Annotated in this window: 17 protein-coding genes; 3 read left to right on the forward strand and 14 right to left on the reverse strand. The window is 58.8% G+C overall.

What is annotated here, in order from left to right; genetic code table 11:
* Positions 1 to 91: 91 nt before the first annotated feature.
* The 3 genes from Q9S52_RS05885 to Q9S52_RS05895 all read left to right on the forward strand — a co-directional run bounded on the left by Q9S52_RS05885 (position 92) and on the right by Q9S52_RS05895 (position 3,026).
* Entirely contained in the window at positions 92 to 838 is a 747-nt protein-coding gene (locus tag Q9S52_RS05885; protein WP_304708470.1) for an RNA methyltransferase, read from the forward strand.
* Between the two features lie 74 nt (positions 839 to 912).
* Entirely contained in the window at positions 913 to 2,232 is a 1,320-nt protein-coding gene (murA, locus tag Q9S52_RS05890) for a UDP-N-acetylglucosamine 1-carboxyvinyltransferase (protein ID WP_297627842.1), read from the forward strand.
* A gap of 11 nt (positions 2,233 to 2,243) precedes the next feature.
* Complete coding sequence (locus Q9S52_RS05895) at positions 2,244 to 3,026, forward strand: tRNA1(Val) (adenine(37)-N6)-methyltransferase (protein WP_304708472.1); 783 nt, start codon at positions 2,244 to 2,246, stop codon at positions 3,024 to 3,026.
* Between the two features lie 1,058 nt (positions 3,027 to 4,084).
* Here the strand turns inward: Q9S52_RS05895 and ccsA are convergent.
* From ccsA to Q9S52_RS05965, 14 genes are all read right to left on the reverse strand, one after another.
* Entirely contained in the window at positions 4,085 to 6,658 is a 2,574-nt protein-coding gene (gene ccsA, locus Q9S52_RS05900) for a cytochrome c biogenesis protein CcsA (protein ID WP_304708473.1), read from the reverse strand.
* A 10-nt stretch (positions 6,659 to 6,668) separates the two neighbouring features.
* Positions 6,669 to 7,421 carry a hypothetical protein gene (locus Q9S52_RS05905; protein ID WP_304708474.1) on the reverse strand — a complete coding sequence of 251 codons (753 nt, stop codon included), beginning with the start codon at positions 7,419 to 7,421 and terminating at the stop codon, positions 6,669 to 6,671.
* A gap of 44 nt (positions 7,422 to 7,465) precedes the next feature.
* Positions 7,466 to 7,639 carry a hypothetical protein gene (locus tag Q9S52_RS05910; RefSeq protein ID WP_304708475.1) on the reverse strand — a complete coding sequence of 58 codons (174 nt, stop codon included), beginning with the start codon at positions 7,637 to 7,639 and terminating at the stop codon, positions 7,466 to 7,468.
* A gap of 1,095 nt (positions 7,640 to 8,734) precedes the next feature.
* Positions 8,735 to 12,808, reverse strand: a complete 4,074-nt coding sequence (locus Q9S52_RS05915) for an SUMF1/EgtB/PvdO family nonheme iron enzyme (RefSeq protein ID WP_304708476.1) — start codon at positions 12,806 to 12,808, stop codon at positions 8,735 to 8,737.
* Positions 12,809 to 12,919: 111 nt separating this feature from the next.
* Positions 12,920 to 13,873 carry a hypothetical protein gene (locus Q9S52_RS05920; protein WP_304708477.1) on the reverse strand — a complete coding sequence of 318 codons (954 nt, stop codon included), beginning with the start codon at positions 13,871 to 13,873 and terminating at the stop codon, positions 12,920 to 12,922.
* Positions 13,874 to 13,885: 12 nt separating this feature from the next.
* On the reverse strand, positions 13,886 to 14,764 hold the full coding sequence (gene lsrF / locus Q9S52_RS05925) for a 3-hydroxy-5-phosphonooxypentane-2,4-dione thiolase (RefSeq protein WP_294591539.1): 879 nt from the start codon (positions 14,762 to 14,764) through the stop codon (positions 13,886 to 13,888).
* 60 nt (positions 14,765 to 14,824) lie between these two features.
* Positions 14,825 to 15,466 carry a DAK2 domain-containing protein gene (locus Q9S52_RS05930; protein WP_304708478.1) on the reverse strand — a complete coding sequence of 214 codons (642 nt, stop codon included), beginning with the start codon at positions 15,464 to 15,466 and terminating at the stop codon, positions 14,825 to 14,827.
* Positions 15,467 to 15,492: 26 nt separating this feature from the next.
* A complete protein-coding gene (locus tag Q9S52_RS05935) occupies positions 15,493 to 16,500 on the reverse strand; it encodes a dihydroxyacetone kinase subunit DhaK (protein WP_297829816.1) in 1,008 nt (335 codons plus the stop codon).
* 36 nt (positions 16,501 to 16,536) lie between these two features.
* Positions 16,537 to 16,851: a VOC family protein gene (locus tag Q9S52_RS05940; protein WP_297624523.1), complete on the reverse strand. Its 315-nt coding sequence runs from the start codon at positions 16,849 to 16,851 to the stop codon at positions 16,537 to 16,539.
* Between the two features lie 144 nt (positions 16,852 to 16,995).
* Positions 16,996 to 17,715, reverse strand: a complete 720-nt coding sequence (locus Q9S52_RS05945) for a hypothetical protein (protein ID WP_297624526.1) — start codon at positions 17,713 to 17,715, stop codon at positions 16,996 to 16,998.
* A 42-nt stretch (positions 17,716 to 17,757) separates the two neighbouring features.
* Positions 17,758 to 18,945 (reverse strand): RidA family protein, encoded by a 1,188-nt coding sequence (locus tag Q9S52_RS05950; RefSeq protein ID WP_297624529.1) that lies wholly within the window; start codon positions 18,943 to 18,945, stop codon positions 17,758 to 17,760.
* A 15-nt stretch (positions 18,946 to 18,960) separates the two neighbouring features.
* Positions 18,961 to 20,823, reverse strand: a complete 1,863-nt coding sequence (locus Q9S52_RS05955) for a YVTN family beta-propeller repeat-containing protein (RefSeq protein ID WP_304708479.1) — start codon at positions 20,821 to 20,823, stop codon at positions 18,961 to 18,963.
* 203 nt (positions 20,824 to 21,026) lie between these two features.
* A complete protein-coding gene (locus Q9S52_RS05960; RefSeq protein ID WP_294591583.1) occupies positions 21,027 to 22,727 on the reverse strand; it encodes a PCMD domain-containing protein in 1,701 nt (566 codons plus the stop codon).
* 39 nt (positions 22,728 to 22,766) lie between these two features.
* Complete coding sequence (locus Q9S52_RS05965; RefSeq protein WP_300726482.1) at positions 22,767 to 23,513, reverse strand: hypothetical protein; 747 nt, start codon at positions 23,511 to 23,513, stop codon at positions 22,767 to 22,769.
* Between the last annotated feature and the right edge of the window lie 4 nt (positions 23,514 to 23,517).

Consider the following 23,517-nt stretch of genomic DNA (forward strand, 5'->3'; position numbering starts at 1 on the left):
CTTGCGGGATTTGCCGAGGTAGCACGAGGAAGACGAAGTCAAAAGGTACGGTTCCGTCCGGGTAGACACAGGAAACGAACGATTAAAAAAGATGTTAACAAAAGCAGAAATCAAACGGATACGATCGCTCGGCGACAAAGCCGGACGCGAGGAAGAAAGAGCATTCGTCGTCGAAGGCGAAAAGATGGTCCGCGAGCTGCTCGCATCCGGCTTTGCCGTGCAATCCCTCTACCGCGTCGGCGAGCAGCTTTCGGCTGCCGATATGGGGCGGATTTCGTTTCTGCGCACCCCTACCCCCGTGCTCGCCGTGGCCGGTATACCCGCCGACCGGAATGCCGCAAAGAACTCCCGGATGCCGCAAGGACTCGCCTTGGTGCTGGACGACGTGCAGGATCCGGGAAACGTAGGGACGATCCTGCGCCTCGCCGACTGGTTCGGCGTGCGGACAGTCTATGCCTCGCCCGGCACCGCCGACTGCTGGAATCCGAAAGTCGTGCAAGCCACCATGGGAGCGATATTCCGCGTGCGGATGCACTACGGGCCGCTCGAACCGTTGCTCTGCGAAGCGGCCCGGGCGGGAGTACCCGTTTACGGCACGTTTCTGGAGGGCGACGACATCTACCGCTGCAACCTGCCCCAAGAGGGAGACGTCCCCGGGCTGCTCGTGATGGGAAACGAAGGGCGAGGGATTTCGGCCGCCGTGGCGGCACAGGTCACCCAAAAGCTCTACATTCCGCCCTTCCCGGCCACGGCGGCCGGAGAGACCTCCGAGTCTCTCAACGTAGCGATGGCCACAGCCGTCGCGCTGGCGGAGTTCCGACGGCGGGCGCGCCTCTAAATCCGGCCGAAAAACCGACGGACTTTCCGAAAAATTCATTACTTTAGACACATCAAAACCAAGAATCGAGGAATATGGCCACATTCGAAGTGACGGGCGGCTGCCCGCTGAGCGGCTCGATCGAGCCTCAGGGAGCGAAAAACGAAGCGCTGGAGATCCTTTGCGCCGTGCTGCTGACGCCGGAAGAGGTCACCGTCCGGAACGTGCCGGAGATTATCGACGTGCTGCAACTCATCGACCTGCTGCGTGCCATGGGGGTCGAAGTGACGCGGCTGGAACGGGGCGCCTATCGCTTCCGGGCCGAGCACATCGACCTCGATTACCTCCAGACCGACGAATTCCGGCGGGCCGCTTCGCGGCTGCGGGGTTCGGTGATGATCACCGGACCGCTGCTGGCCCGGTTCGGACGGGCTTACATGCCGCGACCGGGAGGCGACAAGATCGGACGCAGGAGGCTGGACACCCATTTCATCGGGTTCCAGAAACTGGGCGCCGAGTTCGACTGCGACACCGACCGGAAATTCTATACCGTGCGGGCTCCGGGGCCGGATCATCGGCTGCGGGGAGCTTATATGCTGCTGGACGAGGCGTCGGTGACAGGGACGGCCAATATCGTGATGGCGGCTGTGCTGGCGCAGGGGACGACGACCATCTATAACGCGGCGTGCGAGCCGTACTTGCAACAACTCTGCCGCATGCTGGTGCGGATGGGGGCCCACATCAGCGGCATCGCCTCGAACCGGCTGACGATCGAGGGGGTCGATGCGCTGGGAGGGACGGAACATACGATGCTGCCGGACATGATCGAGGTAGGAAGTTTCATCGGGATGGCGGCCATGACCCATTCGGAACTGACCATTCAGAACGTGTCATACGACGACCTGGGGATTATTCCGCAGCAGTTCGCCCGGATGGGTATCCGGTTCGAACAGCGGGGCGACGACATCTATATCCCGAAACAGGAGCACTACGAAATAGAGAGCTTTATCGACGGCTCGATCATGACCATCGCGGATGCGCCGTGGCCGGGGCTGACGCCGGACTTGCTGAGCGTGTTCCTCGTGGTGGCGACGCAGGCCAAGGGGTCGGTGCTGATCCATCAGAAGATGTTCGAAAGCCGGCTGTTCTTTGTCGACAAACTGATCGACATGGGGGCGCAGATCATCCTGTGTGACCCGCACCGGGCGACGGTGATCGGGCACGACCATGCGATCCGGTTGCGGGGAACGACGATGACCTCACCGGATATCCGGGCGGGGGTGGCTTTATTGATTGCGGCGATGAGCGCGCAGGGAAAAAGCGTGATCCAGAACATCGACCAGATCGACCGCGGGTATCAGGACATCGACGGGCGGCTCAATGCGCTGGGGGCTCAGATTAGGCGAATCGACTGATTTCCACGACTATGCAGAAATCCAACGCGTTTCGATTCAAACAGTTCGCGGTGACGCAGGAGCGGGCGGCAATGAAGGTGGGCACGGACGGGGTGCTGCTCGGCGCGTGGGTCTCGTTGGAGGGTGCTTTGCGGCGGGTGCTCGACGTCGGGACGGGAACGGGGGTGATTGCGTTGATGTTGGCGCAACGGACTGCGACGGAGGCGGAACCGCCTGTCATCGATGCGGTTGAGGTCGATTCGGAGGCTGCTCGCGAAGCGGAGGCCAATTTCGCAACTTCTCCGTGGGCGGCTCGTTTGCGAGCATACGATGCTGCTATTCAGTCTTATGCGACTAACTATCGGGAGGCGAAATACGATCTGATCGTCTCGAATCCACCTTATTTTATGGCTGGCACTGATTTCCGCCGGGGTTTCGACCACTCGGCAGTAGCCACGCAGCCGACGGCGGCGAGGGTGGCGGCAAGGCATGCGGAGGCGTTGCCGTACGACGAGTTGATCGATGCGGTATCGGAACTGCTGGAGGGTGAGAACGGACGGTTCGCGGCGATTTTCCCGTACCACGAGGCGGGGATCTTCGTGGCGAAGGCTGCGGCACGGGGGTTGTATGCGCATCGGATGCTTGAGGTGCGGGGCACGCCGCACAAGCCGGTGAAGCGGATGGCGATCGAGTTTTCGTTCCGGCGGCCGAAGCCGGAGGCAATCGTTCGGGAGGAGCTTTGCATCGAAGACGGGGAGGGACATTTTACGGAAGCATATCGCTCTCTGACACAGGACTTTTACCTCCGATTCTGAGGCCGGTTTCCACAAATTTCGCCCCGGGCTACCGCACTCGGAGTACGGGCGAGTTGTGGGCCGTCGGCAGCAACGGTTACAGCTGGTCGTCCACGGTCAGTTCAATTCGGGGCATGTATTTGGCCTTAGAATGCGGCATGCTCGATCCTGTTCACATCGACAGCTGCGCCTATGGTCTTCAGTTGCGTTGCCTCTCGGAATAAACAGGGACGAGAGGCACGCGAAAGATGGCCGGGTCTACCCTAAATATCCGGCAACCTCTACCCTATTTCAATTTGACTTTACGGTCGGACGCCCGGGAGGGACAGCAACTCTCGACGCGGAGCGGCGTGTTGCGGGCCGCCCGATGGGAGGCGTCCGGCCCGCGCGACCAAAAGGTCGCAAAAGTTGCCGAGTTCATTTTCGGCCGCAGCCAGCGGAGAACGAAGACGGAGCGTCAGCGGAGTATTTCGACCCTCCGCATCCGGGGGCTGCGGGCCGACCGTTGGCACGGGGACTTAGCTATTTCGCTCTCGGCTCAAAGCTTGGCCAAGAGTACAGCCCAACTCACCGCCCAAATCCAAGCCTCATGCTCGGCCCAGCGCGGTTCGAAAACCGCAACCGGTTTTCGAACCCAAAGAACTGTCACAGCCCCAAGCCCGGCCCAGTTCTCCGTCCCGTGTCCGCTTCACTGCGGCTCCGCTTTCGCTCCGCCGCTTTTTCGCGCGCCTGCACGATTCAACTATTTCGGCTCACTGCCGAAATGATTGAATCGCTTCTTAAGGCGCGGCGCGCGTCTGTCCCACAAGAGGGGACTGCGCTCAGGCCGCGCGGGCCCCACGTCCCGTGGACGGGCGAAACTGCGTTTCGCTATGGCAGCCTCTACCCCGTTCTTTGTCCGCGCGCCTGGGGAAATCTTGTCAAAACGTGCCAGCACATTTTGACGATTTCCCTCTTTAGGCGTGGCGCGCAGTCGAGGCACTGTCCCGAATAGAACTGTTCTCGTTGGCTTCGCGTTGCCTTAACCAACGCGGCAGAGTCACCCTAACTCCCTGTCCTCAAGCCGTATACGAGAGACATCAATGCTCAACGCGTTTCCGCCACGCCAACAGCGCAACGACCGTCGCCAGCCCGTAAACCACCCAAATAATATACAACGCCGGAGGAGCCGAGTCGCCCCCATAAGAGTGCATCCCGCTCAAATAATAGTTCACCCCGAAAAAGGTCATCAGCACCGCACCCAACCCCATGATGCTCATCACGTTGAAGAGATAGACGCCTCCTCGTCGCAGCCCCGGCACCAACCGAGCATGCAGGATGAACGCATAAACCATCATCGTAATCAAAGCCCACGTCTCCTTCGGATCCCATCCCCAATAACGTCCCCAAGACTCATTGGCCCATACCGCTCCCAGGAACGTCCCCGCCGTCAACAACACCAGACCGACAATGAGACTCATCTCGTTGATCGCCGTCAGTCGACGCACCTGAAGATCGACCACCGCCGCATTGCGCTCCGTCCGGCACGCCATCGCCGTCAGCGAAACCAGCCCCAGCAGGAATCCGATACCGAAAAATCCATAACTCCCCGTAATCGCCGCCACATGGATCAGCAACCACGGCGATTTCAGCACCGGAACCAGCGGCGTAATCTCGGGATCCATCCAGTTGAGCGTCGAAACGAACATCAGCACGCCCGACAGAAAAGTCGCCGCCGCCAGCGTGATTCCCGACCGCCAACCGAACGCCAATCCCGCGATCGCCGTCGCCCACGACACGAAAATCATCGACTCGTAGGCATTCGAAACCGGCGGACGACCCGCAATATACCACCGGAGTCCCACTCCCGCCGTCTGGGCGAGAAAAAGAAGTCCGATAATCCCGACCACCACGCCTCCCGCCACGCGCCACCCCTTCGACGGCCGGGCCCAACCGAGCATCGAAATCAGCATCAGCGCAAGACCGAATCCCATATACCCGAAACCCGCCCACTTGAACAGATCGAGTCGATTGTAGAGCATTTCGGCCTCGATCCGACGCGGAGAGATATCCAGCGTAGCCGCCTTTTTCTCCTGGTACGTAGCTATCATACCGACAATCTCGTCCGGCGTCGTCCAGTCGCCCGTCTCGGCCGACTGCACCGCCTCGGTGGCGAACCACGGGAAAATCCGGCTGACAAACATCGAATCGCGGTCACGAAACGCGCTCAAGTCGTCGCCCGGCGCATACCACGCCCCGTCCGTCGAAACCGAGGCCGGAGGAAAGATCGCCACCATCCGACCGGCAAACAACGCGTTCAGGATATTGATCTTCTCGTCCAGTTTGAGCAACTCTTTGTCGTACTTGTTCCGTTCGCGCACCGGTTTGGCATAAACACGTTCGATTTCGTCCGCAAAAATATAGTTGCCCTCGTCGTCCAGCACATCGATAAAGGCCAACCGCCCCTTGGCCGCCTGCTCCTCGTCGATGCCGGTCTGCCGCAGAAGCGCTTCGCTCCCCACGTCGATCATCGGCACCCGACTCCATATCTGCGGCTGGGTCAGAAGCCCCAAAAGCACCTGGTCGGCATTCAGCTCCCCGTATCGCTTGTCGCGCGATATCTTCCGCCAGATCTCGGCAGCATAGGTATCCACCGGTTGGATACGTCCCGTCCCGCTCTGCACCATCAGGCGTCCGAACGCCTGCGCCGTCCGGGGCGACACGGCATATTCGACCGCATACACCGGCGCCATCTTCTTCTCGCGCCGACGATCCACCGTCGTGCGCCGTTCCGCCGACTCCTCCGCCCCGCCGACCGGACGTTCCCGCTCGATACGCTCCATCTGGCGCCGGCTCTGCTCCTCCAACTGCGAAACGGTCATCGTATCGACCCGCTCCTGCGCCCGAACCGGCGAGGCGACGAGCGCGAACATCAGCCCGACGACCGGTATGGCGGTCTGTTTCAGCATCCGCCCGAGGGTGCGGAACCGGGAACGACGCCCGAACAAGGCCACGACCATACCGCCGATCAAGAGAATATACCCGCTGTAGGTGATCCAGGTTCCGATCCGGTCGCGGTTCACGATCAGCACCGTTCCGCGTTCGTCGGGGTCGTAACTGGACTGATAGAGCCGGTAAGGCCCTATGTGCAGCACGTTGTTCATGTAGATATTGGCCGCGCGCTCGGGCCGTCCGGACTGCCGGACGACGACGTCGCTTTCGAACGACGAAGGGCTGTGGGAGCCCGGATAGCGCACGAGGCGGAAATCGCGGAGTTCAACGCTGAAAGGCAGGGTCTCGACCACGCGGCTCGGATTCGTCGGATCGAGCAGCTCGGCGGAGCGTTCCCCTTCGCGAATGTGCATCACCCCTTCGCGCCCGGTCAGCCGGGTGACGAATGCGCCCAACAGAATCACGACAAAAGCGGCATGAAAGCACAGCACGGCCCATTTCCGTTGCTGCACCCAGCGTTGCCGGATCGCGATTCCGATAAAATTGACCGCCAGCAACAGTTGCAGGAGATAAAAAACCGGATGGTGATAGATCCACCGTTGCGCGACGGGCGTCCCGTAACGATTCTCGACGAAAGTGGCGACGGCCAGCACCACGGCATACACCCCGAGCAAAATGGCCATGGCCGGATAGGAACAGAGTATTCGAAGTATCTTTTTCATACACAATAATTTACCGAGTCGATCCGAGTTCAAGTTCACGGAGCAGCCGCCCCGTCTCTTCCGGGGTCAGCTGCTGGGCCGCGTCGGTCAGCGCGCGGTTCGGCTCACAGTGGGATTCGACGAACAGCCCGTCGAGCCCCAGCGTCATAGCGGTGCGGGCGACTACGGGCACCAGATCGGCCCGACCGGCAATGTGGCTGGGGTCGCACACGATGGGCAATTCAGGACGCTGTTCGCGAAGCCATAAAGGGATTCGCCACAACGGTTCGTTCCGGAAAATGTCTTCGCGACCGGTACGGAATCCGCGATGGATAGCGACTATTCGGCCCTGTATACCAGCCATTTCGAGCCGTTCGACAGCGCCGAGCCACAAGGAGGCATCGGGTGCGATGGGGTTTTTGACGTACAGATCGACGGCACAGCCGCGCAAGGCATCGGCGATCTGTCGCATATCGAACGGACTGGTGACGGTACGCGCGCCGATCCAGAGGATGTCGATTCCGCTGCGCAACAGGGGTTCTACGAAAGCGGCACCGGGCAGTTCGGTCGCCACTCGCATGCCGTATGTGCGTCGCACTTCGGCCAGCCATTCGATCCCCTCTTGGCCGACGCCTTCGAAACCGCCGGGCCGGGTTCTGGGTTTCCACAACCCGGCCCGATAGGCGACGATACCGTGCTCCGCCAGCTCTGCGGCGGTGCGCAACACCTGTTCGCGGCTCTCGGCGCTGCACGGGCCGGCCACGATGATTTTATCTGTTTTCAAACTATTTTTCTTTTTCATGGAACGCTGTTTTGGATGAACAGGCCCTATCTGCGCCTTTTCTTCTGCAAGAGGCAACGCAACTGAAAACCGAGGCCGCGATTGTCCGCATGCGAAGGATTCATGCGCGTCGCATCGAACAACAAACGCCAGGCGCCCGTGCTGCCGTCGGGCACCGACGCAGACCAGACCGTACCCTCGTTGCCGACGCCACGCTGCACGCCATCCGCACGATTGCGGAAGCCCGGGGCGGGGTACCAGGCGAGCGGGGTTCCCGCGCCAGAGGTGCTTACCTTGTAGAGACGACCGTTAGTAGCCTTGTAATGGCCTGAGCCATAAGACTCTCCAGGAACCCCATCCGAGTAGTACGGGAAAGTCCCATTTAACGGCGTGGTGGCGTCCCGCGTAAAGTCAGACCAAGGGGGCTTCGTGGGTCTGTCTATTGCCTGCCGAATTTTCACGCACTGTTCTGCGTCGGGTGTCCTTCGGGTGTTTTATTGGCGCCTCTACCCCCATTCTTCGTTCGCACGCCTTGGGAAATCCAGTCAAAACGTGCCAGCACATTTTGACGATTTCCCTCCTAAGGCGTGGCGCGCGGATAGGCTTTGAAGCGTCTTTTCCCAATCCTTTGTTCGCGCGCCTGCGCGATTCATCTATATTCGGCTTACCGCCGAAATCGCTGAATCGCTTCTTTAGGCGTGGCGCGCGTCTGTTCGACAGGAGGGTACTGCGCTCGGGCCGCGCGGGCCCCACGTCCCGTGGACGGGAAATGCTGACGCATTTCCACTGCCAGCCTCTACCTCCGTTCTCTGTCCGCGCGCTGGCGGAAATCTTATTCAAACGCGAACTACGCGTTTGAATGATTTCCTACTTCAGCGATCGCGCGCGGGAGAACTTTATTCGCGCGCCTGCGCGACTCATTCTATTTCGGCAGTAAGCCGAAATAGTTGAATCGCTCCTTTAGGCGTGGCGCGCGTCTCTGGCTACAGGAGGGGACTGCGCTCGGGCCGCGCGGGCCCCACGTCCCGTGGACGGGCGAAACTTGCGTTTCGCTACGGCAGCCTCGGCCCAATTCCTCGCACCGCTCTTTGTCCGCGCGCCGGGGGAAATCTTGTCAAAACACGCAAGCGAGTTTTGACGATTTCCCTCTTTATGCGGGGCGAATATATCTCTAAACGGCACGAGCCGAGGTACACAAAACCGGGATTCCAACCGCCAAAAGGCTGAAATCCCGGTTCGATCCTTCTACAAACTGGGGAAGAGAGGCCGTACTTGCATGGCAAAACACAGCAGCACGCCCTTCTCTCCTCCCCCGCCTACTCTTCGATAATCACGCGGAAACCGACGTTCCGAACCGGTTGCCACGGCAGGAAGTGACGCCGCGTCGAAAGGCTGGCGTTCTTCGTCCGGTCGATCCACGAACCGCCGCGAACCACTTTCTCGGCATTCGACACGTTGGTCGCATCGGCTTTCGCTTTGTACGGATAGGGTCGATAGTCTGACCGTGTCCACTCGGCGACGTTCCCCTGCATGTCGTACAACCCCCATGCATTCGGTTTGTACGAGCCGCTCTTGCCGAGCAGCATATTGCCGTCGTCTACCGAAGCGTCCTTGGGCAGGAAGTCCCAGTATTTGAATACCGGACTGTTCGGATTCATCGGCTGCGGATCGACGCCGCTCACGGCCATCTTTTGCAACTGTTTATCGGCCAGGTTTTCATAGGCGGAGAAGTCGGTATCCGCTCCCCACCAGTTGTCGCCCTCGGCTCCGGCACGGGCAGCCCATTCCCACTGCGCCTCCGTAGGCAAGGTGATCTTCAGCCCGGTCGCTTCGCTGAGCTTGCGGCAATACTCCATGGCCTGTTCCCAGCTGATGCGGATCGCCGGACGCCAGTCTTCGTTCACCAGGTAGTTCGGCCCGGTGTGGTCTTTCCAGTGCTGACCGATCAGGCGGTTGTCGTGTTCCGGGAAGATGGCGCGGAATTGTTCGTTGCTGACTTCGATTTCGCCCATCCAGAACGGTTTGTCGATCTTCACTTTCGATTTCGGCGCAGCAATGCCGTTGTCTGCCCCCATCACGAAAGTCCCGGCCGGAATCCGAACGAAATTCATCGTAATCCCCGGCGCCACTTCGACGCTCTGCTTATTGTCGTCGCCGACCATCGCCCGAGCTTCGTCTGCCGTAAACGGCCAACCTTTCACCTTGATATCTTTCACTTTAGCTTCAGCCTCCTGTGCCGGCATAACCGGTTCGGCTTTCGGCTGAGCTTCGAGCTGGGCGGCGTAGTCGCGAATCTCCTGCTGCCAATCCACGGCCGACCCATTTGCATACTTGTCGGCAAGCTCTTTCCGCCGTTGGATCTGGTCGTAACCGTGTTGGCCGACTTTCAAATCCCGCACGTCGAAGAATCCGCTGTGATACGGGGTGTTGAAGTCGATCCAGTTGTAGAGGGTCTTCCACTCCTTGTCGGTGAGTTTCACGCCGTGGTGGCCGTTTTCGAGCATCTGCACCATCTCGCTGTTGGAGGCGTTGAACTCGTACGGCACGAGGACGTACATATCCGCTTCCGGCCCCTGACGATAGAAGTAGGGGTGGAAATCGAGATAGCTGTCGCTGAACTTATAGAGGTTGTTGAAGCGTCCGCCGGTAAAGTTCTTCCCTCCGGCCGCGTTTTCGTTATTGTGGCATGCCACGCAAGCGCGATCCAGAATGGGCTGGATTTCGAGTTCGAAGGTGAACGGCCGCACGCCGCCCTCCGGCACTTCGATCTTAGCGGGTTTCTTGGCCGAAGCGATGGTTCGTTTCGGAATGGGCATCAGGTTCTGATCTTCGTGACATCCGACGCACGATACCGTTTCGCCCGGCATCCCGACGAACCAGCTGCGCATCCACTGGATAGCGCGTCCGAGCGAGTCGAGGGGTTGCAGCGAAATCGGGGTATTGGCCGGAATGGTAAAGATGGCTGAACCGTCCTCTTCGACAGGCACTTCGCCGAGCAGTCGTTTGATGTCCCACCCGGACTGAATCCCCTGTGCAGAGTGGTTCGAGGGGGAGTCCCGATAGGCGTATTCATAGGCCAGGATTCTCAGCTTCTTGACCGTCCCGCGGGGCACGCCGGGCAGCCCTTCGCCTTCGTAGATGTCCTGAATGAAGACGGTGGCTTCCTTACTGTCGAGGTTGACTTTATCGGGAATCACCGGCGGGGTCACTTTCTTCACCACCGGAATGGCATTCACATACCCTTCCCCTTCGCTCTCTGCGAGCAGGGTGACGTTGTCGTAGATGTCGACGAGGTAGATCCCCCACAGCGATGTCGGCGAGAGTTTAGCGGTCACGAGGAAGTATTTGTCGCTCAGCGGCTGCGGTTTCATGAACTGCGGCCAGACGCCGTTCACCATCTCATCCTTGATGATCGGTTCGATAGGCCGGCTGCTGAACGGAATCTCCTGCACCATCCCTTTCTCTTCTTTCCGCGACTTGGCGGGGTCGAAGATGATCAGCCGTCCGGAGCGCGCAATCCCGTGGTGTCCGGAGATAATGCCGATAAAGGCGCTGGAGCTCCCCGGCAGCGGTTGCATGTCGAACGTGGAGTTCGGGAAGTACGAGCCGCTTCCGTACAGGTTCTTGTTCTCGGTTCCGTCCGGGTTCATGTGCATGACGAAGCGCGAGAAGTAGTGGATCAGGTCGGTGTATTCCCACCGGGTGTACATCACCCGGCCGTTGTTCATCACCGTCGGGTTCCAGTTGTTGTCCTGGTCAAAGGTCAAGCGCCGCAGTTTGCCGCTCTTCGGATCGTAGAGGGCGAAGTTCCCCACGGCATCGGCCCCGTCCACACACGGCACCCCATGGTATCCCAGCGTGGTATTGATAATCATCCGCCCGTCCGGCAAGTATGCCCCGTCGGCAAATTCGACGTCGGGTTCGGGAATGGCCGCGGTGACGTTCTTCAGGCCCGTCCCGTCGGTGTTCACTTCGAAGACGTGCCACCGCCGGGCCGAGTCCACCGAGGTAAAGAGCATCCGGTCGGCGTCCCAGTGCATATGCACGTCCGTAACCGGCGCGTCGCTCTTGGGTTTGTAAATGACTCTCTCTTTGAGTTTCCCGCCGCGCAAATTCGAGAGTTCGACGATGGAGGCGTCGAAACCGCCCCGAGCGCCGGAGTACTGGTTCGACCAGTTGTTGGGTTGTGTCCCGAGCGACGGCGCCATCACGTAGCGCGCATCGCCGCCGAGTTCGTATTTGGTCACGACGATCTTGTCCATGTCCAAAAGCGGATTGGCCAACAGAATGTCACGTTTCAGCCCGATCGCCTCCGTAGCACGCGCCATGGCAGCCTGATCGAACCGGTAAATGCCGTCGAATCCTCCGGCAGCAATGGTCTGGAGGCGGGCATAATCATCCGCATATTTCTTCGTGTCGAATCCCGGCATGGTCTTCATATCGGCCAAGGCTTTGCCAATGGCCGGAATGTCGAGCCATGCGAGTTGGTTCTGCAAGTTCAGCACAACCTCTGCCTGCTTGGCGAGATCCATATAGCCGAGGATGCGTTTCGCCATATCCGGCTCGGCTTCCAACGCGGCAATGCGGTCGTTGAAGTAAGCCGGTTTGTCCAGCAAGCTCACGGTCTTCATCACGGCAGCCTGTTCCAGCGCCGTCCCGGGCGAGGTGAGCCAGTCTTCGATCGGGGCGCCGATAAAGGCGCCGAGTTTGGTCTCCACCTCCGGACACGCAGCGACCAGCGCCTTGGCCTCTTTCCGTCCGTTATCGACCATCACTTTGAAAATGGCGCTCCCGCCGGCTGATCCGTCGTCGATCCCGAATTCAGCGTCGAACCGGGTGTATTCGCCGTTCAACGGGAAGGTCATCAAGCTGTTGGCATGGGCGATCATCCCATGGTCGTAGACCTTTCCGGCAATCTTCAACTTGCTGCCGTTGAAGTTTTTATCGACGGTCGTCCAGTTACCTGCGATCCGTTTCACGGAGGGTTTCATGTCGGTCAGCCGCACCACGGTGCCGTCTTTCCGGGTAAACCGACCGTCGGCCCAAACGGCATGGTCGTAGTCGTTCCCGTCCGGGGTCGCCCAGGTGACCAGCGAGATCTCTTGCAATCCCGTCAGGTCTACGGAGACTTTCCCCGGAGCCGTCCCGCGCCGGTATTCGGTCGATACGAACGGCAATCCTGCCGGCGATTCGGCAGCAATCTTAGCTTTAGCGGCCAAAGCCTGGTGCAGCCAGTTGTCGGTCTGTCCCTGCTTTTTGCCGATCGTTTTTTTAGCCGACGCGGGCAGTGCAGGCCGCGAAGCCAGAACGGTCGCCGCGCCCACTGTCACAGGAACTGCGACAGCCAAAGCGAACCACAAACCGGCCGTAAAAATTCTTCGTTTAATCATTGTATGGTTTGGTGTTAGTATTCCTTTTTTATGGCAGTAAAGGCCGGAGCCGCCACGCGGCCCGACCGTTCTCTGCATGAACCGATCATTCTCTTCGCTCCCCCTGTCCCACTACTCTTTGAATGGGAAAAAGGCCGAAACCAGCCGTACTCCATCTTTCCGTCCGTCATAGCTCCACACGAGCGGCGTCCCTTTCCCCAGATCGACTTCGACCAACTGCGGCGTATCGCGTTTATCTGCCGGTGCATGTCCTTGCCAATTGGCAACCATGACTTTACCTCCCGGCATCAGTTGTGCCTGTCCGACAAAGTTGAAGATCACTCCCGCCGGGGCATCGATCCTCCGGACGAGTCCGCCGATCGAGCGATCGACTTCGAGCGCGCAATGGGCATCGCCCAATCCCACCAGGAGATTCCCGTTGGGCAACTCCTGTACGGAGAAAGGATTTCCACCCAGGTTAAGTTCCGCAACTAAAGTCGTGTCGTCCTTGATTTCCAAGAGTTTCCCGTTGGTAATAATCGGCACGAGGTAGTTCCCGTTCCGCGCCTTGACCATGCGCCGGAACTGGGAGTGTGCGTCGCCGATCCCCAAATCATACTGCACTTCGCGCCGCACGTTGAGCCCCGTGGAGTCCAGTTCGACAAACCGGGCCGGGGTGCCGCAGATTCCGAGCAGGTATCCCCCGTCCGGCAGTCTGGTCGCGGTCTGCAACTCTTCGCCCGGCGCCACATCGGTATAGTCCCAGACGATCGTCCCCCCTCCATTAACGGAATCCCGCTTCACGACGCGCGCGCCGTTCTTATAAGAGAGCAGCACGTCGCCCGTCCCGGGAATAATCTCGACGCTATTGCACTCCGCCCCTTTCGGCAAGCCGTATTTCCACTCGATGGTATTCCCCGCGCTGCGATTGACGACGGCGATGGTGTCCCAGTACGATCCCGCGATCAGGATCTTGTCCTGCACCGGTTTGGGCCCGCAGGCGCTCAACCCGGCCACCGCACAAAGCGCCGCCCCCAAAGCCATCCCCTTCGAATGAACGGATATTTTATGAATAAAACGTTTCATACGAAAAGTCTATTACTTAGAGAGGTCGTTATACATTTCGAAACCTTGTTCCGGGGTCAAGCCGTCGTGCACCACAGCGCTCACGGCCTGAATCATGGCTGCCGGATTGGCCGACTGGAAGACGTTCCGACCCATATCGACCCCCATAGCTCCGTCGTTGATCGCTTTGTAGCAGAGTTCCAACGCCTCTTTTTCTTCGAGTTTCTTGCCGCCGGCAATCACGATCGGCACCTGGCAAGCATTGACCACCTTGGCAAACCCGTCGCAGTAGTAGGTCTTCACGATATTGGCTCCGTTCTCCGCACACACGCGCGATGCCAAACCGAAGTATTTGGAATCCCGTACCATATCTTTCCCGACAGCGGTCACCCCCATGGTCGGAATGCCGTACTTGTACCCTGCATCCGCCGTCCGGACGAGGTTTTCGATGGTCTTGGCCTCGAACTTGTCGTTCCCCATAGCGACCATCACCGCCATCGCCGAAGCGTTGACCCGCACGGCGTCTACCGGATCCAAAACGCACTCGTTGTTCAAGTCGGTCAGGATCGACGACCCGGCCGAGTAGCGCAAACAAATCCCTTTGTTGAATGTCGGCGGCACCACTGCTCTGAGCGACCCGCGGGTACACATCAGCGAGTCGGCATACTGAATCAGCGGCACGATATTGAGGTCGAGCCGTTCCAGCCCCGAGGTCGGCCCCATGATATATCCGTGGTCGAACGCGAGCATCACGGTCCGTCCCGTACTCGGCCGGAATATTCTGGAGAGGCGGTCTTTCATCCCCCAGTCGAGGTTGTCGGCCCCCTTCACGAAGTAGTTCTGTCCCTGTACCGGAATCCCGATGCCGTAGTCTTTATCCTTGTTCTCAAGGATACCATCCATATCTGCCATTATCTTCTCTGTTTTTTCTGTTTTCGGTTTATAAAATGATTTTCGAGGAGCGGAGGAATCCTATTCCCCCACCGCCGCGGCAAAGGCGCCGAACATGCAGGCCCACGAGGAAGCCCCGCTATCCGCATGCCCCACCGACTTCTCGCCGTAGTTCCTTGCTCGCCCGAAGTTGGCTTTCATCTGCACAGTGGCCTCGGCGCCTTTCTGAGCGGCCTCGGCACCTGCCTTCAGCACTGCGACGATATCGTCGGAAGCGCATTCCTGCATCGCTGTGACTGCGGGATACAAGGCGTCCATCATGGTCTTGTCCCCCGGCATGGCTTTGGTGTTCTTCTGCACACCTTCCAACCCGCCACGGAACATGGCTTTGACCTGCGCAGCATCCAACGCCGACAAACCTGCCGGCACCCCGTCGCTCATCCCGAGCAGCAAGCCGCCCAACAAAGTAGAAGTCGACCCGCTGGTTTCGAGCATCACGCCGAAGCCCATATCCGCCAAGAGCACTTTGAAATCCTTCCCCGCCGCATCATCGGCGCCGGCCACCCGGGCGATCGCGTTCAAAGCCGTGACAATCGCTTCGCCATGATCCCCGTCGCCGATCACGGCATCGAGTTCGCTGAATTCGCCCGCCCGCGCCGTCACATCGGTCAACGCGCGCCGAATCATCTTCTGAAAATCGGGTATCGTTAGTTTCTGCCTCATAGTCTCTGATTTACAATATGTATGGATTACTTCCCGAACCGTTTCCAGTACGGCGCATCCGCCTTATAGTTCTTGAGCAGGTCGAGGTGGTCGGCATCCAGTTTGCCGAGAATCATCTGGAACCCGGCCTGTTCCTGGACGGTAAGCAACTCGCCGGCAAACCCGTCAGCCACGGTAATCCCCGCCGCTGCCAGTTTCTTTGCCGCAGCCCGGTAGACGATGAATTGCTCCATCAACGTCGTGGAACCCACGCCGTTGATATACAACAACACGTTATCTCCCTCCTTCAAATCGAGCTTTTTCATCAGCTGGCCGACCATAAATTCCGCCGTAGCATCCGCCGACACCAGAGGTTCATTCCCCCCCTGTCCAGCCTCGCCGTGCTGTCCCATCCCGATCTGCATCATCCCTTCCGGAAGCTCGGTAATGGTCGCTCCGTTCTGCGGATGGGTGCAGGCGCGCATCGCCACCGCCAGCGTGGCGATCTGCTTGTTGAACCGTTCGCCGATCTCGATCAATTCGTCCAAGGATTTCCCCTGTTCTGCCGCAGCGCCGAGGATCTTATACATAGGTATCGCTCCCGCCAGCCCCCGCCGATCTTCGTCCGCCGCATCCAGTCCGGCAGAAATGTCGTCGTGGGTCATAATCGATTTGACTTTGATCCCCATCCGTTCGGCGAGCTGCTTGGCCATATTACCGCTCATCACGTCCCCCGAGTGGTTGAGGATCAGGAGCAAAATCCCGGCATCACGCTTGAACATCTGCAAGGCCTGGAACAACCGCTGCGCTCCCGGTGCGGCGAAGATATCGCCCACCACTGAAGCATCGAGCATCCCTTCGCCCACGAATCCGCTCACGGCCGGTTCGTGTCCCGACCCGCCGAAAGCGACGATGGCCACTTTATCCTCCGCTTTCGGATGGGTGCGCACTACGATATTTTCGGCGCCGAGTTTCACCGTGTCGGCAAAGGCCATAGTGTACCCCTCCAACAATTCGGCGGTAATATTTTCGGTAGAGTTTATGAATTTATTCATCGTATGGAATATTCTGTCTGTTAAAACCTCATTCATTTAAGCCTGCCACATGAGTTCGATGGCGATCCCCTCCTCTTCAACAAAGGCGATCCAGTTGCCTCCCCCGCAATCGGTCGGAGGCAGCAAGACCTTTTTGCCGGCCATCTCCGCTTCGGGATCGGTCACCCGGTAAGCCAAATGAGTGGTCGTCCGGATCAGTTCCGGCATCCACGAGTCGGCGTCGAACCGCAGCCACTCGATGCGATTGGGGCTCTGCGCGAAGTCGGTCAGCCAGACTTTCATCCCTTCGTTGTATACTTCGCCGGGTTTCGGCGTGGAGGTCGGTATTCCGACGTGATCGTATGTTCTCATAACGGTTTTCGATTCAATGGGTTGAGTTCGGGTCTGTTTTTATGCGAATAGCGGCAGCGACCACCTCGCCGGCTTCGCTCCGCCTCAAAAAAGAGTCGTCCGGAATCGGCAGGTTTCCCGATCCGGACGAACACATGTGTCGTATTACAATGCCGCTTTCGGCTGGGTAAAGCGCAGCCCTGCGTTATCGTGGTAGTTGGCGAATTCCCACACGATAGCCCCCTCCGGACCCGCCATCATGAAGTGCCAGGTTTCCGGCGCCTTGAGGGTAAGCACCTCGCCGAGGTTCTGTTTCACGTAGTTTTTCGAAACGGTGGTCGCTTTCTGCGAAGCCGGCACGAGCGCCTCAGCCCCTTCCGTCGCCTCGCCTACTTCCGAGAAGTTGTAAACCCATCCCTTGTCCACCATCCACGACTCTTTCTTCGCCGGGAACGCGGTTTTCACGTGTTTGTGTTCCGGAATCATCTGGCCCGGCAAGAGGTAGATGCTGTGTGCAAAGTAACCCTCGGTCGAGTCGTTGATCCAGAAGATGCCGCCCATCCCGCAGTTTTCGAAGTCGCCCAGACCGAAGTCGGTGAACCAGATGTCTTTCTCCATCAACGGAGTGAACGGCACATCGTAATGCGCGAACATGTCGAGGAAAGCCTCCTTAGCGACATCCTGTTTGAAATTCCCTTGCGCGTCGTAGAAATCGGCGTTGGTGTACTTTTTCTGGTACGGTGCTTTGTTGCTCATCGTGTTGGTGTTTTCAGCCGCAGCTCCCTTTTGCGCGTCGGCCGGGCACGAAGAGCCGCACGAGGCGAAAATCAACGAAGCGCCGAAGAGCGCCGCCAGAGAAACTGCAAAGCATTTTACTTTTTTCATGGTATGATTGATACGTGTTATGTTTTCCTTACCCATTTTCCGTCACTCCGCGACCGCCATCCCTTCGATCTCGATCAGCAATTCGTCCCGACAGACATCCGTAAGTACGTACAAAGCATGCACTTCCGGATAAGTCTGTTCGATAATCGTCCGGGCGGCTTCCAGGAAATTCTCGGTCTTCAAATATACGCGAAAAATTTGGATTTCCGGCGCGGTATCGACCTTTATTCCGTGTTTGCACAAATTTTCCCTGGAGATCAGATAGCGGATATTTTCGAGCGTGGTGACGGTCTGCTGTTCGATCCCCACGCCGGTGAGCGAGGCTTCGCCCCGGATGGCCGCGGTGCCGGAGATGTAGACATGCACACCCGCATCCGCGCTCACCACCGCTTTGGCGCGTTCGAATTTCGGGGTGGTTTTGTGCCGGAATATCTTGTCGGCCACCCCGATCAGCACGTTCTGCGAGTAGTCGTGCGCGGCTACCTGCAACGCATTGTCCAAAGCCACCGCGGCGCATTTTTTCCCGGTCGAAGCCACGGCGTCCACTTCGACCATAATTCCGCCGTGCGCCGTCCCGATCCCCGTAGCAGCCGGATATCCCCCTTTCCACGCCGTCCGGGCGTAGAAGTGCGACCGGGCGTCGTTGAAGTCCTGATAGTGCTGATTGGCTCCCGGCGTATCCGGCACGTGGGTGATCCGCTCAATGTAGTTCCACTGCCGGACGATGGTGTTGATGTCCATCCCTTCGGCCTCCAACACCCGTCCGAGTTTCGAGAGCACTTCGTTGGACTGCTCCAAGATCGGCGCGTCGATCGATGCGGGCAGAATCCCTTCGGTAAAGAGCCGTTTCCCTTCGTCGTCCTCGACCACGAAATAGCGCACCCCCTCTCCCGAACAATGCTCCCGCACCCGTGCCGAGTTTTCCCGCGATACGCACTGCGACTCCATCACGAGTCCCGAATCCAGCGACCGCTGGGCCACATAACTGACCAGCGGCACCCGCCACCCGAACCGTTCGCACCGTTCGCGAATCAAGGCGAGCAGCCACTCCCGATGCTCGACATACTGCCGGTTGTCGTCCGGGTTGCCGAAGAAGATGAGCCGCAAGGGCACGATGCTCCGCTCGTCGCACGTGACGGTCAATTTGTCGAGCATCTCGCCGACCATCTCGCCGAAGTCGCGGAACCAGACTTTATCTATATTATAAACGATACCGAATCCCTGATTCATATATCCCCCCCCCCGTCACAAAGAGTTCACGTATTCGACCAGCGCGTCGATCTCCTTAGCGCTGGGCCGCTTGCCTTCCAGCCCGTGCCGGTGGACTTCGAACACTTCGCGCATCGTCGCGGCCCGGCCGTCGAACAGGTAAGGCGCCGTCCGCCACACCTCCCGCAAGGTCGGCGTGTCCCATCCTTTTTCGAATTCGATGTCGTCGCCGATCCGGTGCATCTGCATATCGGTGAAGTACTCCCCGCTGTGACACTCTCCGCAGCGGTATTTGTCGAAGACTTTCTTGCCCTCTCTGGCCTTGGCCGAGAGCTGGCCGTCCACCAGATACGGGCTGGGCACGGCCTGCAAACTTTTCAGATAAGTGTCGACCTGCAACGCCTTATCTTCCGGTATCTCGTAGAACTGGATATGGGTAAACCCTTTCCGGTCGGCGATCGCCGCATCGGAGCGAATCCCGGAGATCATGCTCGGCGGGGTGAAGTGCGAATAGAGCAAGCTTTTGCAGTTTTTCGGATTTCCGATTCCGTCGTTCATCAGGTCCCAGTTCATCCCGTCGCTCCGCGCCTCTCCCGGATGGCATCCGTTGCAGGACTGCCAGTTCTGGAAACAGAAGGTGGCGTCGTTGAAGATCCGTTCGCCGGCCTGTGCATCGCTCTCCTGCCGATTCTTCACCAAAGGCACGACCGCGATGTTCCGGGCGTCCGCCAAATCGACCACGTTCAAGGTATCGGAAAAGTAGGTCGGTATGTACAGCTGCTTCCCATCCCCCGAAACGGCCATCTTCCGCGGCCCGTTGCCGGTCAGCGCCACCCGATCTCGAATCCCGTACAGGAAGCGCAGGTCGTAAGAGAGCTGTTCCGCCGTCCCGCGATATCCTTTGAGCCGCGAAACCATCGCCGGATAGTCGATCACGCTCAGGTCGTGCGTTCCGGAGTGGGTCACATAAACCTTGTCTCCCACGCTACAGATATCCCAAATCCCCGCCGCGCCGCGTTCCGGTTCATCGAGCACGATCCCGCCGACGAATTCCAGTGTCTCGGCATCCACCACACTCAGCGCGCTGGTGTTCATCCATCCCTGTTGCAACTGCGAGGTGGGCACGGCAAACCGTCCCATGTTGTGCGACACGAGCACATACTTCCCGTCCGGACTCAGCGCGATCCCACGCAAGGCATTGCTCCCGTTGGCAAGCTTGATATCCTTGATTTTCTTAAAGTTGCGCAAGTCGATGACCGATACGTCCGCCGCCACGTAGTCCACATCGGCCCGTTGAGCGGGCAGGAAATTCGCGACAAACAGGTACTTCCCGTCCCGCGAAACCACGGCGCCTTTCGGTTCCCGCAGCACAGACACGCTCGCCATCAACTTCCCGGTCACCGGATCGATTTTATCCACGGTATTCGCAAACTGGTTGAGGACATAGAGCCACCCTTCCCGGGAATAGACGGGCGAGGTGGCTCCCGATCCCACCGCCACGCTCCACTCGACCGCTTCCGCCCCCTCTTTCGTCGGGTCGATGCTCTCTAACGTCCCTCGTTTATCGAAGGTGGTCACAAAAATTCGCTCTTTGCCCGCAGCTCCCTTCCCCACCGCCAGTCCGGTGGGCGTCTGTTCGAATGTCCATTGCCGAACCGGGCTTTCCCACTGCCCCGCCCGATAGATGCGCACGGACTTATCTCCCTTATTAGACGTAACGACGCGTCCGTCGGACAAGATCGCGATGTCGGTGATAAACAGCGGTTTTCGGGAAGAGTCTTCTTGAACAGAGGCCGGAACGGCTGCCGAGACGGCTCGATTTTGAGCGAGGAAGCAGGGGCCTCCGACGGCCAACGCCAAACTCCCCGCCAGACAACAGACGATTGTCGCGGATTTCATGATCGATTTCAAGTTGGTGGTTTGGGTTTCGAGCCGAACGCCCGAGAGGCCGCTCGACTCGAATGTGGTGCAATATTACGAAAATTTTTGCTTTTTCCCAAACGCCCGGCCGCCGCACCGGCCCCTGACAAATGGCATCGGGGGAGAACTTCTTGAGAGTTCTCCCCCGATGCCATAAGTAACGCCCCTTCCGCCAGCCATCCTTAATCGAATCCGAGCTCCAGCCCGTCCACATACAGCACACTGCCCGAGCCCCCGCAGAAATCGCCGCCCCAGCGGCTCGAGGTCGCGACAAGAACGACATGCGTCGGCTTATCGGCCACATTTTTATACTGGATATCGATCTTGAACGGCGTGTACTTATCGACCGTCTGGTCGGTATAGAATTCGCCGCATCCCAGCACGCTCGCATCGGACAGCGTCGGCACGCCGGTTCCCAACGGCCGCTCCGCAGCACCGCCCCAGTTTTCCAAACTGATGTAAATATGACACTGATCCGGATCTCCGATCTTGGCTTTGAGCTCCGGCAACTTGTCGTCCGCCGCGATGTCGATCGTCGCGGAGGTGTACTGGAACCATCCCGAAAGCGACGTCGGCCGCCCGGTATAAGGTCTCCCGAACTTCGGACACTTCCGCATGGCCGGCAATGTCGTCGGCAGTCCGTTCATCACGAAATCGCCGACAAACAGGTTTCCGGCAGCAATCTTAGCAATCGGTATCCCACCGAGGGTGACCAACTTCGCCGCCTTGCCCGTCCCGTTCACCGTCACATCGCTGGGTGTCGTATTCGAAGGCTTGTTCGACATCGTCACCCCTTTGTTCCCCGTCGCCCAATAAGAGTTCGCCGCATCTGCATACGGATACCAGGTCGTTTTATCGAGCGTCCACTGGTCGAGACTCAGGTTGGGTATTTCCGGCATTCCATCGGTCGTAAAAGCCACCGGATCGCCGTAATTGTCGCCGATCACGCCCCGCACTTCGTAGTTCGTAGCCGGTTGCAGGCCTGTCGCCTTGCCGGAGAACGAGGTGCCGTCGACTTCGACGTCCGCCACGGCGCTCCACGCATCGTCGCCCGCCCCCGCCGGCCGCACCTGAAAACCGCACTCGCCGGCCGAGGTCAGCCCCTGGGCCGAAAAGTAGGCGAACTTGGCCCACGGATTCACCGACAGATCCAGAATGTACTGTTTCGACTGCTCGACGGCCACCACCCACTCCTGGGTAATATCGAAGAATTTCACGATAAAGTGCTGCGGAAAGGTGAAGTCGTGAATCGTCCGCACGTCGACGTTTTCGACCAGTGTCCCGTCCGGCGCCTTCCAAGCCATAGTGGCATTCGACGGCCCCAGTTTGAGCTCCTGTATGTCGATTTCGGTCAGCGGCACGCTCTCGGGCACCGAAGCCCCCACGCTGCACCGCGTCACGCTGAACCTCGCTTCGCCAATCTGCTGCTCGGGCGAGAGACGGAACACGCGCTCGATATTCTGCGTGGCCCGCAACGTCCACAGGTAGTCCTGATAAGTAATCACCGTGAAGGTATACGGGTCGGTCTCGATCGACGGGATGACATACTGTTCGCCGCCCTGCGTCAGGTCGAGGTAGTAGGAGTCGAGGGTGTCGAGCTCCTGAAAGGTCATATTGTCAATGATCCGCGCCTCTGGCGTAATGCGGAAGTCTTCCAGATAAACATGCCTCAGGTCTACGGTATCGGCCAGCACGAGGTCGATCGTCCGGGCGGTGTTGTCCAGCGTCAAAGACTCGGCGCCGCGTATCTCCATCGAGGTCACGTTTCCGGGCACGATTTCGTAGGGAATATCGTTTTTGATACATCCGACGGCCAGCAAAGCGGCCGCGCAGCCCGCGCCGAACCGTCGAATCCAGATGGTTGTCTGTCTGTTTTTCATCATCGCCACTGAAAAAGCGCGCAGAAAAAAGAGAATCCCCCTCTACAAGTAGAAGGTCATCCCCAGCGCAATGGAGAAAATATCGATCTTGAAATTGGCCCCGCTGGTCTGTCGCGAACCATGATAGATCTGATTGGTAATCTGCTCGGTACGTTTGTACTGGAAGCCGAGCACGCCGATGGTCGCTTCGACCGACGAGTAGTCGTTGATAAAGACGGAGACGCCGGGCGAAAAGACCAGCCCGAGCTGGTAAATTTTGGTATAGGTACCGCTCATATCGTCCCCTTTGCCATTGATGGTCTTCCCCTGTCCCCCGCCGAGCTGGAGTTTGAGGTCGTTGATCAAGGCGAATCTCCTGCTGTTCCCCAGGTTGATAAAGTTGCGCAGAAACAAGGTTCCGGTATAGATATGCTCGATGTTGTAGTAATCCTCAAGGTCGAAACTGAGGTCGCTGAGGGACAAGCTGACTTTGTCGATCTGTAACATGGTGCGTTCATAGGTAAACGCCAGCCCCGCAGCCCAGTTGTTGGCGAACGAGTAACCTGCCATCGGCCTGACGGCAAAGGTGTATCCCCTGCTGGAGAAGTCCTTGAGCAGGCCGAACATCTTGAAATCGTCGTTATTGTGCTGGGTATAGGAGACGTTTCCGCCGAAGAACCACATGCCTTTGGGCATGAATGTCTGCATGGTGATCCCGCGGTCGAACTTCTCCCGCGCAGCGACCTGTCCGTCGAGCATCCCGCAAACGGCCGCCAAGGCTGCCACCAACAAATATATTTTTTTTCTCATTTCA

The sequence above is a fragment of the uncultured Rikenella sp. genome (assembly GCF_948810725.1).
Taxonomy (GTDB): Bacteria; Bacteroidota; Bacteroidia; order Bacteroidales; family Rikenellaceae; genus Rikenella.